Raw genomic sequence first — 13392 nt, 5'->3', positions numbered from 1 at the left:
CTCCGTCACGCCACCCGTGCCGCCCGGTAGGACCGCCGGTAGTCGATCGGCGGTACGCCCATCGCCCGGGTGAAGTGGCGGCGGAGGTTGGCGGCGGTGCCGAGGCCGGAGACCTCGGCCACCCGGTCCACGGGAAGGTCGGTGCCTTCGAGCAACTCGCGGGCCCGGGCGATGCGTTGGGTCTGCAGCCACTGCATGGGCGTGGTGCCGGTCGCGGCGTGGAAGCGGCGGACGAGGGTGCGCGGGCTGGTGTTGGCCTGGCGGGCGAGGTCGGCCACGGTCAGCGGCCGACGCAGACGTTCGGTGGCCCAGTGCAGGAGGGGCGCGAGGGAGTCGTCGCGGCGCTGGGGCAGCGGCGTCTCGATGTACTGGGCCTGGCCGCCGGGGCGGTGCGCGGGGGCGACCAGTTGGCGGGCCAGCGAGTTGGCGATCTCGGTGCCGAAGTCCTCGCGTACCAGATGCAGACAGACGTCGATGGAGGCCGTCGATCCGGCGCCGGTGAGCACATCGCCGTGGTCGACGTAGAGGACCGACGGGTCGACGGTGACGGCCGGATAGCGCTCGGCGAGCAGGGACGCGTACATCCAGTGCGTGGCGGCCGTGCGGCCGTCGAGGAGTCCGGTCGCGGCGAGGGTGAAGGCGCCCGAGCAGAGGGAGACCAGCCGCGCGCCGCGGCGGTGGGCCTCGCGCAGCGCCGTGACGAGTTCGGCCGGCGGATCGCCGTGCACATCCGCCGAGCCCGGTACGAGAACGGTGTCGGCGGAGATCAACTCCTCGGCCCCGTACGGGGTCCGGGTGCTGAACCAGGCGTCGGTGCGGGGCGCGGCGCCGTCCGTGCCGATCGCGCACACCCGCAGGTCGTACCAGTCGGGCGGGGTCTGGATCCGGTCGAAGCCGAAGATGTGGCAGGGGATGGCGAGTTCGAAGAACGGCATTCCTTCGGTGGCGGCGACCGCGATGGAGGGCATGCGGCGAGTATGGCAGGACGAGTGGCAGGAATGTAGCGGGTGTTGTCAGGGCTGCCACTCGTGACGGTTGGGCGCGGGGCCGATGCTTGATCGACATGACCACTCCTCTTCCGGGGCGCCAGGGGACGGGTACGCCCGCAGGCGCCTGTGACCTGCACGATCCGTCCACGCCGCGCCCCGACACCTCTCAAGCTCCCGGCCTTCCCGTAGCCCCCGACCCACGCCGCTGGCTCGTCCTGGCGATAGCGTCCGCGGCCCAGTTCCTGGCCGTGCTCGATCTGCTCGCGGTCACCATCGCGTTCCCCGAGATCGGCCGGGACTTCGCGCCGGCGCCCGCCTCCGCGCTGTCCTGGGTGCTCAACGGCTACACGATCGTGCTCGCCGCCCTGCTGGTACCGGCCGGCCGGATCGCCGACGAGGCGGGGCGGCGGCGCTGCTTCCTGATCGGCATGGTGCTGTTCGGCCTCGCCTCGGCGGCCTGCGGCGCGGCGCCCACCCTCACCCTGCTGATCGCGGCCCGCGTGGTGCAGGGGGTGGCCGCCGCGGTGCTGATTCCCACCTCCCTCTCCCTCGCGCTGCCCGCCTTCCCGCCGCGCGAGCGGGCGACCGCGGTCGGCGCATGGACGGCGGTCAGCGCCGTGGCGGCGGGTTCGGGCCCCGTAATCGGCGGCTTGCTCGCCGCCTCCGACTGGCGGCTGATCTTCCTGATCAATGTCCCGGTGGTGCTGCTCGCGGTCGGCGCCGGTGTCCGGCTGCTGCCCCGGTCCGTACGCGGCGAACGGCACGCCCTCGATCTGCCGGGCACGGGGCTGGTGCTGGTGTGTATCGGCGCATGGGTGACCGCATGCGTCCAGGCTCCCGAGTGGGGGTTCACCAGCCCGGCCACGCTCGCCGTCCTCGCCGTCGGCGTGGTGGCCGGAGCGCTGGGCGTACGGCATGTGCGCCGGGCGGCGGAGCCCGTCGTGGATCCGGCGCTCTTCAGGACGCCCGGGTTCACGGCGGCCACGCTGGGGCTGCTCAGCTACTTCGTGGCGTACTCCGCGATGACGCTCGGCGCGAGCCTGCTGTTCACCGATGTCTGGCACTACTCGGTCCGCACGGCCGGCCTGGCGCTGGCTCCCTGGCCGGTCACGGTGCTGGTGGTCTCCGCGCTCTCCGGCCGGCTCGTCGCGGCGATCGGCGCCCGCGCCACCGGCGTCATCGGGGGCCTGTGTTTCGTGGCGGCCGCCCTCTGGTGGCTCCTCCTGGCCGACGACGGCAGCGCGGGCACGCACTACGCGGCGCACTTCCTGCCCGGCCTGATCCTCGCCGGGTGCGGCACGGGTCTGTACCAGCCGGTGATGTTCGCCGCCACGGGTCTGCTGCCGCCCCGCCGGCTGTCCCTCGGCTCCGGCGTCCTGATGGTCTCCCGGCAGTTCGGTACGGCGCTCGGCGTGGCCGTACTGATCGCCGTCATGGGAGGGCAACAGAGCCCGGGGATAGGGGGATTGCGGGGCGGCTGGCTCATTGCGGCGGTGACCGCGGCGGCCGCGGTGGTCGCGGCGCTGACCCTGCGGCCGGCCGGTGGACGGGACGGCGGAGAGGACGGCTGAGGGGGCGGTGGAGAGGGCGACCGACGGGCCGACGAACGGGACGGCGTACGGGACGACGGCGTACGGGACGACGACGGACGGGACGACGACGGACGGGGGCGCCGGGCCAAGGCGCGTACCCGCTAAGACCGGCGCCCGTGCCCGCACCCATCGGCAAGAAAGGCGGCGACCCGGCCACCCCGACATCTCCCCGACATCCCGCGACTCCCTCCGCCGGGCCCCGGAAGCGGCCAAGATGGGGAGATGGGATTCCAAGTCGACTCCGAGGCCGGGCGGCTGCGCCGGGTCATCCTGCATCGCCCCGATCTGGAGCTGAAGCGGCTGACCCCCTCGAACAAGGACGCCTTGCTCTTCGATGACGTGCTGTGGGTGCGCCGGGCGCGGGCCGAGCACGACGGGTTCGCCGATGTGCTCCGCGACCGGGGCGTGGAGGTGCATCTCTTCGGGGATCTGCTGGCCGAGAGCCTGCAGATCCCCGAGGCGCGGACGCTGGTCCTCGACCGGGTCTTCGACGAGAAGGAGTACGGGCCGCTGGCCACCGACCATCTGCGGTCCGCCTTCGACGAGCTGCCGGTGCCGGAGTTGGTCGAGGCGCTGGTCGGCGGGATGACCAAGCGCGAGTTCCTGGAGCGCCATCCCGAGCCGACCTCGGTCCGCTTCCATGTGATGGATCTGGACGACTTCCTGCTGGGTCCGCTGCCCAACCACCTCTTCACCCGCGACACCTCCGCCTGGATCTACGACGGGGTGTCGATCAACTCGATGCGCTGGCCCGCCCGGCAGCGCGAGACCGTGCACTACGAGGCGATCTACGGGTACCACCCGCTCTTCCGCGGTGCGGACTTCCATGTCTGGTCGGAGGGGCAGGCGGACTTCCCCTCGACGATCGAGGGCGGCGACGTCCTGGTGATGGGCAGTGGTGCGGTGCTGATCGGGATGAGCGAGCGGACCACCCCGCAGGCCGTCGAGCTGCTGGCGCGCGGGCTGTTCGCGGCGGGTTCCGCGCGCACGATCGTGGCGCTCGACATGCCCAAGCGGCGGGCCTTCATGCATCTGGACACCGTCATGACCATGATCGACGGGGATACCTTCACCCAGTACGAGGGGCTGGGGATGCTCCGCTCGTACACCATCGAGCCGGGCTCGGGCGACCAGGACCTCAAGGTCACCGACCATCCGCCGGAGCATATGCACCGCGCCATAGCGGCCTCGCTGGGCCTGTCCGACATCCGTGTGCTGACCGCGACCCAGGACGTGCATTCGGCCGAGCGCGAGCAGTGGGACGACGGTTGCAACGTGCTGGCGGTGGAGCCGGGCGTGGTGGTGGCGTACGAGCGGAACGTCACCACGAACACCTTTCTGCGCAAGCGCGGCATCGAGGTGATCACCATCCCGGGGAGCGAGCTGGGGCGGGGGCGGGGCGGGCCGCGCTGTATGAGCTGTCCGGTGGCGAGGGACGCGGTGTCCGGGGCAGCCTGAGGCGTGACGGCCACGCGGGCGTGACGGCGACGGTCCTGCGGGGAGCCGTATAGAGATACGAGAGCTCGTATACACTTCCAAGGGTACGAGTCCGTGTACGAGTCCGTACGAGCCCCGTCCCGACCGCCGCGAACCAGGAGCCCACCCATGGCGATAGACCTCACGGGCCGCCACTTCCTCAAGGAGCTGGACTTCAGCGCCGAGGAATTCCGCCGACTGATCGACCTGGCGGCCGAGCTGAAAGCGGCCAAGCGCGCGGGTACCGAGATCCCTCGCCTCCAGGGCAGGAACATCGCCCTGATCTTCGAGAAGACCTCGACCAGGACCCGCTGCTCCTTCGAGGTCGCGGCCGCGGACCAGGGCGCCTCGACCACCTACCTCGACCCGTCCGGCTCGCAGATCGGGCACAAGGAGTCGGTGAAGGACACCGCACGGGTGCTGGGCCGGATGTTCGACGGTATCGAGTTCCGCGGCAGCCGGCAGTCCGACGTCGAGGAGCTGGCGGCGTACGCCGGTGTGCCCGTCTTCAACGGGCTGACCGATGACTGGCACCCGACCCAGATGCTCGCCGATGTGCTGACCATGGTCGAGCATGGCGGGGGCCGCCCGTTGGAGGAGACCGCCTTCGCCTACCTCGGCGACGCCCGCAACAACATGGGCAACTCCTACCTCGTCACCGGTGCGCTGCTGGGCATGGACGTACGGATCGTCGCGCCCCGGCAGCTCTGGCCCGATGACGCGGTGGTCGCGCAGGCGCGCGCGCTCGCCGAGAAGAGCGGCGCGCGGATCACGCTCACCGAGGACGTTTCCGAGGGCGTGCGGGGCGCGGACTTCGTCACCACGGATGTCTGGGTCTCCATGGGGGAGCCCAAGGAGGTCTGGGACGAGCGGATCGCCCTGCTCGCCCCGTACGCGGTCACGATGGAGGTGCTGCGGGCCACCGGCAAGCCGGAGGTGAAGTTCCTGCACTGTCTGCCCGCGTACCACGACCTGGGCACGGCGCTGGGCCGCGAGATCCATGCCCGGCACGGGCTGTCGTCGCTGGAGGTCACCGACGAGGTCTTCGAATCCGCGCACTCCGTCGTCTTCGACGAGGCGGAGAACCGGATGCACACCATCAAGGCCGTGCTGGTCGCGACGCTCGCCCGATAAGGCGGCCTCACGCCGCATAGCCATACGCCTGATCCGGCGATCATGCACTACCAGCGGTTACCATCGAGCCGCTCGCGGGGTTCGGACCCACCGGTCCGGACCCCGCTTCGCGTGTGGCCCACCCCCGCCACGCCCGCACCACCAGAGAGAGAACCACCCATGCGCCCGCCCGTCTCCCGCCACCGCCCCAAGGAGGCGCTGCGCGCCGCTCTTGCAGGTCCGTCCGGACTGCGTATCAAGTCCCCCGACGTCCTCGTCGCCGAATCAGGCGCGGACCTCGAAGGCAACGGCCTCAAGCGCAGCATGGGGCTCTTCCAGCTCGTGAGCTTCGGCATCGGCGCCATCGTCGGCACCGGCATCTTCGTCGGCCTGTCCGACACCGTCGCCGAGGCCGGCCCCGCCGTCATCGTCTCCTTCCTGCTGGCGGCCGTCACGTGCGTCTTCACCGCCTTCTCCTTCGCGGAGCTGGGCGGCGCGATACCGGTGTCCGGCAGCTCGTACTCCTACGCGTACGCCACCCTCGGCGAGCGCACCGCCTTCCTCGTCGGCTGGTGCCTGCTGCTCGAATACGGCATCTCGGTCTCGGCGGTCGCCGTCGGCTGGGGCCAGTACCTGAACGAGCTGCTCGGCAGCCTGACCGGCTGGCAGCTGCCGGCCGCGCTCTCCAACCCGCCCGGCGACGGCGGCATCGTCAACATCCCGGCCGTCGTCGTGATCGTGCTCGCCGCGCTCCTGCTCGTCCGCGGCATCCGGGAGAGCGCTCGCGCGACCGCCGCGATGGCGGTGCTCAAGCTCGCGATCCTGGCCCTGTTCTGTGTGATCGGCTTCAGCGCCTTCCAGGACGGCAATCTCGCGCCGTTCGCCCCGCAGGGCGTCGCCGGCATCACCTCCGGCGCCTCGGTCGCGTTCTTCTCGTACATCGGCTTCGACGCGATCACCACCGCCGGCGAAGAGGTCAAGAACCCGCGGCGCAACATCCCCGTCGCCATCATGATCTGCATCGGTGTGGTCACCGTCCTGTACTGCCTGGTCGCGGTCGCCGCCATCGGTGCGCTCTCCTCCGACCAGGTCGCCGATCAGCCCGCCGCGCTGTCGCTGATCGTCAACCGCGTCACCCACTCGGCGTTCGGCGGCGGGGTGATCGCGTTCGGCGCGGTCGTCGCGATCGCCTCGGTCGTACTCGCGGTGATGTACGGCCAGACCCGCATTCTGATGTCGATGTCGCGGGACGGTCTGATCCCGCGGATCTTCGAGCGGATCTCGCCCCGTACGTCCACCCCCGTCGCCAACACCTGGATCGTCGCGGCCGTCTTTGCCGTACCGGCCGCGGTCGTCCCGCTGGACGTGGTGATGAATCTGACCACCATCGGGACGCTGGCGGTCATGGCGGTGGTCAACCTCAGCGTGATGGTGCTCCGCCGCACCCGCCCCGATCTGCCGCGCCGCTTCCGGGTCCCGCTCTTCCCCGTCAGCCCGGTGCTCGGCATCGGCTTCTGCGGCTACCTGATGTACGGAACGGGTCCGGCGACCTGGCTGCAGTTCGCCGCGTTCCTGGTGGTCGGCGCGCTGGTCTACGCGCTGTACGGGCGCCGCCGCTCGCGCCTCGGGACGACGACACCTCAGCCGCCCGCGGCCGGGACCGGGGAGGCCGCGGCGGCTGCCGGGGCTCCCGTGGTCAGCGTCGGCGCGGCCGCCGCAGCTCGGGAAGGGTGAACCAGACGGCCTTGCCGTGCGGCGTCGGGCGGCAGCCGGAGGCGGCGCTCAGCGCCCGGATCAGCAGCAGGCCACGGCCGTACGCGCAGCCCCGGCCGGTGCGGTCGTCGGCGGTGCCGGTGCCCTCGCCCTGCTGTGCCGGGTGGCGGCCGTCCGCGAGGTGACCGCCCTCCGTCGTCGCCGGCGCGGGTCCGGTCGCCGCCATCGCCGGCACCGGAGCACCCAGCCCTTCCACGGGGAGCGGAGCGCCGAGCCCCTTGACGAGCGTCGGATCGCCGTCGTGCACCTCCACCTGGCAGCCCTCCGGCCCCCGCTCCACCACCAGCTCGATGGGGTCCGTACCGCGGGTGTGCTTGACGGCATTGGCGACCAGCTCGGCGGTCAGCAGCTGCGCCGTGGTGCGGTCGGCCGTGGCCCGGAGGTCCTGCATGGCGCATCTGACCATCGCCCGGGCGATCGGGACGGCCGCCGCGCTGTGCGGCAGCGTGAGGCGCCAGGTGGTGGGGATGGGCGGTGCCAGCATGGGCATTGCGCTGTTCGTTCCATTCGCAAAAAGGCCGGTCAAAGACCTGTGGGCCAGATCGGACACATCCACCGTAGAAAGCGCGGGGGTGGCCGGGTGAGGGGCGAGCGGCCGGGAATGGGGTGACCTAAGTCATACGGTGGCCGGGACCTTCGGCCCATCCCCTGTGGCCCGGTCGGCCCTGCCCGCGCCCCGGGCCGCACTCCGTCAGTCGGTGTCCGTGGCCGCCAGCAGCGCGATCCGCCGCCGCGTCGGGTCGAGTACGGCGAAGCCGACGTCGGACAGGTCGCCATGGAACCAGCGGTTCTCCGTGTGCCGCTCGGCGGTGAAGCGCAGCCAGCGGTGCCCGGCCGCGCGCCGGACCGCCTCGTGGTGGGAGACCTCCCACGGCAGGTCCATCAGCGCATACAGCCCGCGCCGGGCCGCCCGCCGCGCATACGCGCCGTCGAGCCCCTGACCCCAGAGCCCGCCGGAGAACGCGGCGAGGAACAGATCGGCCGGCACATCGTCGGCCGTGGTGTGCACGGCGGCCAGGGTGCCCGCCGTCAGGCCGGACAGACAGTCGGCGGGCAGCCCGGTCAGCAGCGCCGCGTTCCAGTCCGCGGCGTCCAGCGGCTCCGGCAGCTCGTAGCAGCGGCCCTCCCACGTGCCCAGTTGGTCCAGCGGTTCACCCGCGGCGCCGGACCGCCGCGGGTCGACGATCTCCCCACGCCAGCGGGTGGTCCAGCTCGCGCAGCCGCGACAAGAGCGGGCGCAGTGTCACGGTGCTCGGCCGCTGCACCAGCTGCCAGGCCATCCGGCGCAGCAGCGCACGACGGTGGTCGGGGCCCGCGGGGCTCGGCAGGGTGTCGGCCAGCCGGGCGGCGCCGGGCGCGGGGTGCGCCACGCGGGTTTCTCATATCGCGTCCTCGTGACGACAGTCATGAAGCGGTGATAGCTTCGAAGGGCATCCAGAAGATGCGAGGAGCATCCAAAAGAGCAATCCACCGGCCGACCGGCCAAAGGGGGCAGGCAGCCCGATGAGCCCGTTCGCAGGATCCGCCCGCAGCACAGACACCTGGCAGCACATCCGCGTGACCAGGAAGGACGGGATCGCCACCGTCACCCTGGCGCGCCCCGAGAAGCTCAATGCGCTCACCTTCGAGGCCTACGCCGACCTGCGCGATCTGCTCGCCGAGCTGTCCAGGGAACGCTCCGTACGCGCCCTGGTGCTCGCCGGCGAGGGGCGCGGATTCTGCTCCGGCGGCGATGTCGAGGAGATCATCGGCGCCACCCTGGGCATGGACACCGGGCAGCTGCTCGACTTCAACCGGATGACCGGTCAGGTCGTGCGGGCGCTGCGGGAGTGCCCCTTCCCGGTGATCGCCGCCGTGCACGGCGTGGCGGCCGGGGCCGGCGCCGTGCTCGCACTGGCCGCCGACTTCCGCGTCGCCGACCCCTCTGCCCGCTTCGCGTTCCTCTTCACCCGGGTCGGCCTGTCCGGCGGCGACATGGGCGCGGCCTATCTGCTGCCCCGCGTCATCGGCCTCGGCCACGCCACCCGGGTACTGATGCTCGGTGACGCCGTACGGGCGCCGGAGGCCGAACGGCTCGGTCTGATCAGCGAGTTGGCCGAAGAGGGCCGGGTCGACGAGGCGGCCGCCGCGCTCGCCCGGCGGCTCGCCGAGGGGCCCGCGCTGGCGCACGCCCAGACCAAGGCGCTGCTCACCGCCGAGCTCGACATGCCGCTGGCCGCCGCCGTCGAGATGGACGCCGCCACCCAGGCGCTGCTGATGAACAGCGCCGACTACGCGGAATTCCACGCCGCGTTCACGGAGAAGCGGACGCCCAAGTGGCAGGGGAAATAGCCATGCGGGTCGCCGTCATCGGCGGTGGGCCGGGCGGGCTGTACGCCGCGGCCCTCCTCAAGCGCCTCGACCCCACCCGCGAGATCACCGTATGGGAGCGCAACGCCCCCGACGACACCTTCGGGTTCGGCGTCGTGCTCTCCGACGAGACCCTCGGCGGCATCGAGCACGCCGACCCGGAGGTCTACCGCGCGCTCCAGGCGGAGTTCGTCCGCTGGGACGACATCGACATCGTGCACCGGGGTAGCACCCTCACCTCCGGCGGACACGGCTTCGCGGCGCTCGGGCGGCGCCGGCTGCTGGCCGTACTGCACCAGCGCTGCCGCGACCTCGGCATCGAGCTGCGCTTCCGTACCGAGGCGCCGCCCGCCGCCGAACTGGCCCGCGCATACGACCTGGTGATCGCCGCCGACGGAGTGCACAGCGCGACCCGCACCGCGCACGCCGACGCCTTCGGCCCGCAGTTGACCACCCACCGCTGCCGCTACATCTGGCTCGCCGCCGACTTCGCCTTCGACGCCTTCCGCTTCGAGATCGCCGAGACCGAACACGGCGTCGCACAACTCCACGCGTACCCCTTCTCGAAAGACGCCAGCACCGTCATCGTCGAGATGCGCGAGGAGGTCTGGCACTCGGCCGGACTCGACCGCTGTGACGAGCGCGAATCGGCCGAATGGTGCGCGAAGGTCTTCACGGACGCGCTGCGCGGCCGGTCGCTGCGCTCCAACAACTCCAGCTGGATCGCCTTCCGCACCGTCGTCAACGACCGCTGGTCGCACGGCAATACGGTGCTGCTGGGCGACGCCGCACACACCGCGCACTTCTCCATCGGCTCCGGCACCAAGCTCGCCGTCGAGGACGCCCTGGCGCTGGCCGCCTGCCTCCAGGAGCAGCCCGACACCGCCGGCGCCCTGGCCGCGTACGAGGAGGAGCGCCGCCCCGTCGTCGCCTCCACCCAGCGCGCCGCCCGCGCCAGCCTCGCCTGGTTCGAGGAGCTGGCCACCTATATCGACCAGCCGCCCCGCCAGTTCGCCTTCAACCTCCTCACCCGCAGCCGCCGCGTCACCCACGACAACCTGCGGCTGCGCGACCCCGGATTCGTCGCGGCCGTCGAGGACGAGGCGGGTACCCCGCCCGGCACGCCACCCATGTTCACCCCCTTCCGGCTGGGCGAACTGACGCTGCGCAACCGGGTCGTGGTCTCCCCGATGGACATGTACTCCGCCGTGGACGGCGACGGCACCCCCGGCGACTTCCACCTCGTCCACCTCGGCGCCCGCGCCCTGGGCGGCGCCGGGCTGGTGATGACGGAGATGGTGTGCGTCAGCCGTGAGGGGCGGATCACCCCGGGCTGTACGGGGCTGTACGCGCCGGGCCATGAGACGGCCTGGCGCCGGGTCACCGACTTCGTCCACACCTCCGCCCCCGGAACCGCCATCGGCGTCCAGCTCGGCCACTCCGGCCGTAAAGGATCCACCCGGCTGATGTGGGACGGCATCGACCAGCCGCTCCCGGAGGGCAACTGGCCGGTCGTGGCGCCCTCCGCGCTGCCCTACCGCCCCGGCGTCAACCAGGTCCCGCACGCCCTGACCGAGCCCGAACTCGCCCTGATCCGCGAGCAGTTCGTACGCTCCGCCGAGTCCGCGGCCCGCGCCGGATTCGATCTCCTCGAACTCCACTGCGCCCACGGCTATCTGCTCTCCGGCTTCCTCTCCCCGCTCACCAACCACCGCACCGACGCCTATGGCGGCGACCGCACCGCCCGGCTGCGCTTCCCGCTGGAGGTCTTCGACGCGGTCCGCGCCGTCTGGCCGGCCGGACGCCCGATGACGGTCCGGATCTCCGCGACCGACTGGGCGGACGGCGGCACCACCGCCGACGACGCGGTGGCGATCGCCCGGGCCTTCGCCGAGCACGGCGCCGACGCCATCGATGTCTCCACCGGGCAGGTCGTCCCCGACGAGCGCCCCGACTTCGGCCGCTCGTACCAGACGCCGTTCGCCGACCGGATCCGCAACACCCTCGGAGTACCGGTCATCGCGGTCGGCGCCATCTCCTCCTGGGACGACGTCAACTCCCTGGTGCTGGCCGGGCGCGCGGATCTGTGTGCGCTGGCCCGACCGCATCTGTACGACCCGCAGTGGACGCTGCACGCCGCAGCCGAGCAGGGGTACGCGGGGCCGGGCGCCCCCTGGCCACTGCCCTACCAGGCGGGCAGCCGCACACCGCCCACCGGACGTACCGACGCGCCGAAGCCCCGCCTCACGCTGCGGTGACGGGGGAGGCACGGGCAGCGGGGCGGGGCCGTTTTGGGGGTGGTCAGGGCGTCGGCACGCTGGTGATCTGCGCCGAGACCACCGGCTTGCCGTGCTGTTCCACGCCGACCTCGACCTGCCGGCGGCCGTCGTCGGCCCGCGCCGTGGTCCGTGTCTCCACCCAGCACGGCGCATCCAGCTCGGCGTACCGCTCGAAGGTGCACTCCATCGAGATCGGCAGCGTGAGACCGGGCGTTGCCGCCTGCGCGGCCTGCCGGGCGGCCTCGACCATCAGCATGCCGGGGGCGTGGTCGACGGGGTGGTCGAAGAGCACCGGGTGCGAGGTGTCCACCCGCAGCTGCCAGCGGTCGGGGCGGTCGGTGGGGGAGAGCACCACATCACGGTCGCGTTCCCGGGCGACCAGCCGCGGGGGGACGGCCTCGGGCAGCGGCAGCGCACGGGAGTTGGCGAGCGCCAGATCGCTGTATTTGCCTCGCAGCCGGCGGTAGACGGCCGGGCTGTGACAGGAGTAGTCGAGCGTCGCGGAGGCCAGGTCGGCGCCGTCGCACACGATGCGGAACTCCTGGCGGGCGCTGATCAGCCGCTTGCCGCGGTGGACCATGTCATGGTCGCTGATGTGCAGTTCCACCTCGGCCGGCTCCTGGGCGGTGCGCAGCGCCTGCGGCGAGAGGTCGTAGCGGACCCGCTGCCAGATGATCGGGTGGTCGAGCGGTACGCGGTGCGCGACATGGCTCAGTAATATCCCGGCCTGCCGGATGGTCTCGATCAATAACAGCGGGTCGTGCAGTCCGTTGACCGGGCCGTAGAAGCAGTGCGCGCGGGGCCATTGGGCGCTCACCACCCAGTTGTCGGCGGTGCCGCGCCGCCAGTTGGTCAAGAACACCTCGGAAACGGCGGTGCGGTGGACGTACTCGCGCGGCACGGTCGTGGTGAGTGCCGACGGTCGGTTTCCGTCGGCGAACCGGCTCTTGACGGCGTCGCGTTGATCGCGTGAGTACGGCATGAGGGTGGCGCTGGGCATAGGTGCCCCTTTCTGAAGTGCGGCTCTCAGCGGTCTGACGGGCTGAGCCTCGCTGACGGCCCTGCGGGCACTAAGATACGGACCATGTGGTTTGTTTTCCAGTGCCGAAGGGGCTGTTCCTCCGTCGGTGCGGTGGCTCGGTGGCGTCAGACAGGGATCTTCACACAGCGGCCGTGCGGGTCGAGATGGCTCATCGCGCCGGGCGACGCCAGACCCGGCAGGGTGTGCTTCCACAGAGCCGTGACGCGCTCGGGAAGATCGGCGCGATTGGTCGCGGCCCGCGAGAACAACTGCACGCCCATGTAGGCGGCGACGAAGAATTCGGCCGCCCGGTCCGGCGCCACACCGGGCAGTAATTCGCCCTTGTCCCGCGCCTCCGTGAACATCGTGGTGATGATGTCGGTCCAGGCCTGGTAGGGCACCAGAGGGTCCTCGCTGAACGTCGTCTCGACCGCGATACGGGTGCCGGCCTGCAACAACGGGTCACTGCGCAGGGCCAGCGCCACCTGATGGGTGAAGTCGATGGCGTCCTGAAGCCGGGAATCGCTGACTTGTGGAAGGAATGGATCGGTCTGTTCCGTGATGACCGCGCGCGCCAGTGCGTCCTTGGACGTGAAGTGGAAATACACCGCCCCCTTGGTGACGCCGGCGCGCTGGATGATCTCGGCCATCGTGGCGGCCTGGTACCCACGGGTGCCGATCACATGAGCCGCTGCTTCGAGGACGGCGCGTCGGGTGCGCACTGCACGTTCCTGCTTGACCACCGATCATCCTCCGTATGCTCTCTTGGAGTTGTTGTGCCTGAGTGCAACCCGCCGCCT

At 71.5% G+C, this 13392-nt stretch carries 12 protein-coding genes; 6 read left to right on the top strand and 6 right to left on the bottom strand.

What is annotated here, in order from left to right; all coding sequences use genetic code 11:
• Positions 1-5: 5 nt before the first annotated feature.
• A complete protein-coding gene (locus tag DY245_RS31435; protein ID WP_128510601.1) occupies positions 6-968 on the bottom strand; it encodes a GlxA family transcriptional regulator in 963 nt (320 codons plus the stop codon).
• Between the two features lie 95 nt (positions 969-1063).
• Between DY245_RS31435 and DY245_RS31430 the strand changes: the two genes are divergently transcribed.
• The 4 genes from DY245_RS31430 to DY245_RS31415 all read left to right on the top strand — a co-directional run bounded on the left by DY245_RS31430 (position 1064) and on the right by DY245_RS31415 (position 6904).
• Positions 1064-2560, top strand: coding sequence for an MFS transporter (locus DY245_RS31430; protein ID WP_128510600.1), 1497 nt, complete (start codon positions 1064-1066; stop codon positions 2558-2560).
• Between the two features lie 243 nt (positions 2561-2803).
• Positions 2804-4039 (top strand): arginine deiminase, encoded by a 1236-nt coding sequence (locus DY245_RS31425; RefSeq protein ID WP_128510599.1) that lies wholly within the window; start codon positions 2804-2806, stop codon positions 4037-4039.
• Between the two features lie 147 nt (positions 4040-4186).
• On the top strand, positions 4187-5191 hold the full coding sequence (gene argF, locus DY245_RS31420) for an ornithine carbamoyltransferase (protein ID WP_128510598.1): 1005 nt from the start codon (positions 4187-4189) through the stop codon (positions 5189-5191).
• Positions 5192-5350: 159 nt separating this feature from the next.
• On the top strand, positions 5351-6904 hold the full coding sequence (locus tag DY245_RS31415; protein WP_128510597.1) for an amino acid permease: 1554 nt from the start codon (positions 5351-5353) through the stop codon (positions 6902-6904).
• Here the strand turns inward: DY245_RS31415 and DY245_RS31410 are convergent.
• The 3 genes from DY245_RS31410 to DY245_RS31400 all read right to left on the bottom strand — a co-directional run bounded on the left by DY245_RS31410 (position 6867) and on the right by DY245_RS31400 (position 8313).
• Positions 6867-7433 carry an ATP-binding protein gene (locus DY245_RS31410; RefSeq protein ID WP_128510596.1) on the bottom strand — a complete coding sequence of 189 codons (567 nt, stop codon included), beginning with the start codon at positions 7431-7433 and terminating at the stop codon, positions 6867-6869. The genes DY245_RS31415 and DY245_RS31410 overlap by 38 nt on opposite strands.
• Positions 7434-7634: 201 nt before the next feature.
• Positions 7635-8081: a DUF6183 family protein gene (locus DY245_RS45435; RefSeq protein WP_280525014.1), complete on the bottom strand. Its 447-nt coding sequence runs from the start codon at positions 8079-8081 to the stop codon at positions 7635-7637.
• A gap of 13 nt (positions 8082-8094) precedes the next feature.
• The gene (locus DY245_RS31400; protein ID WP_128510594.1) at positions 8095-8313 is read right to left on the bottom strand and encodes a hypothetical protein; all 219 of its coding nucleotides are present in this window, start codon (positions 8311-8313) and stop codon (positions 8095-8097) included.
• A 133-nt stretch (positions 8314-8446) separates the two neighbouring features.
• Between DY245_RS31400 and DY245_RS31395 the strand changes: the two genes are divergently transcribed.
• Together DY245_RS31395 and DY245_RS31390 are read left to right on the top strand one after the other, a co-directional pair.
• Entirely contained in the window at positions 8447-9274 is an 828-nt protein-coding gene (locus DY245_RS31395; protein WP_128510593.1) for an enoyl-CoA hydratase family protein, read from the top strand.
• Between the two features lie 2 nt (positions 9275-9276).
• Entirely contained in the window at positions 9277-11550 is a 2274-nt protein-coding gene (locus DY245_RS31390) for a bifunctional salicylyl-CoA 5-hydroxylase/oxidoreductase (RefSeq protein WP_128510614.1), read from the top strand.
• Between the two features lie 43 nt (positions 11551-11593).
• Here DY245_RS31390 and DY245_RS31385 read toward each other — a convergent pair whose 3' ends face one another.
• Together DY245_RS31385 and DY245_RS31380 are read right to left on the bottom strand one after the other, a co-directional pair.
• Positions 11594-12571, bottom strand: coding sequence for a ScbA/BarX family gamma-butyrolactone biosynthesis protein (locus DY245_RS31385; RefSeq protein WP_128510592.1), 978 nt, complete (start codon positions 12569-12571; stop codon positions 11594-11596).
• Between the two features lie 146 nt (positions 12572-12717).
• Positions 12718-13314, bottom strand: coding sequence for a ScbR family autoregulator-binding transcription factor (locus DY245_RS31380; protein WP_244943387.1), 597 nt, complete (start codon positions 13312-13314; stop codon positions 12718-12720).
• Between the last annotated feature and the right edge of the window lie 78 nt (positions 13315-13392).

The organism is Streptomyces inhibens, assembly GCF_003389455.1.
In the GTDB taxonomy this organism is placed as follows: domain Bacteria; phylum Actinomycetota; class Actinomycetes; order Streptomycetales; family Streptomycetaceae; genus Streptomyces; species Streptomyces inhibens.
Note: the sequence above shows the minus strand (reverse complement) of the source record. Positions and strands in the feature narration are given on the sequence as shown.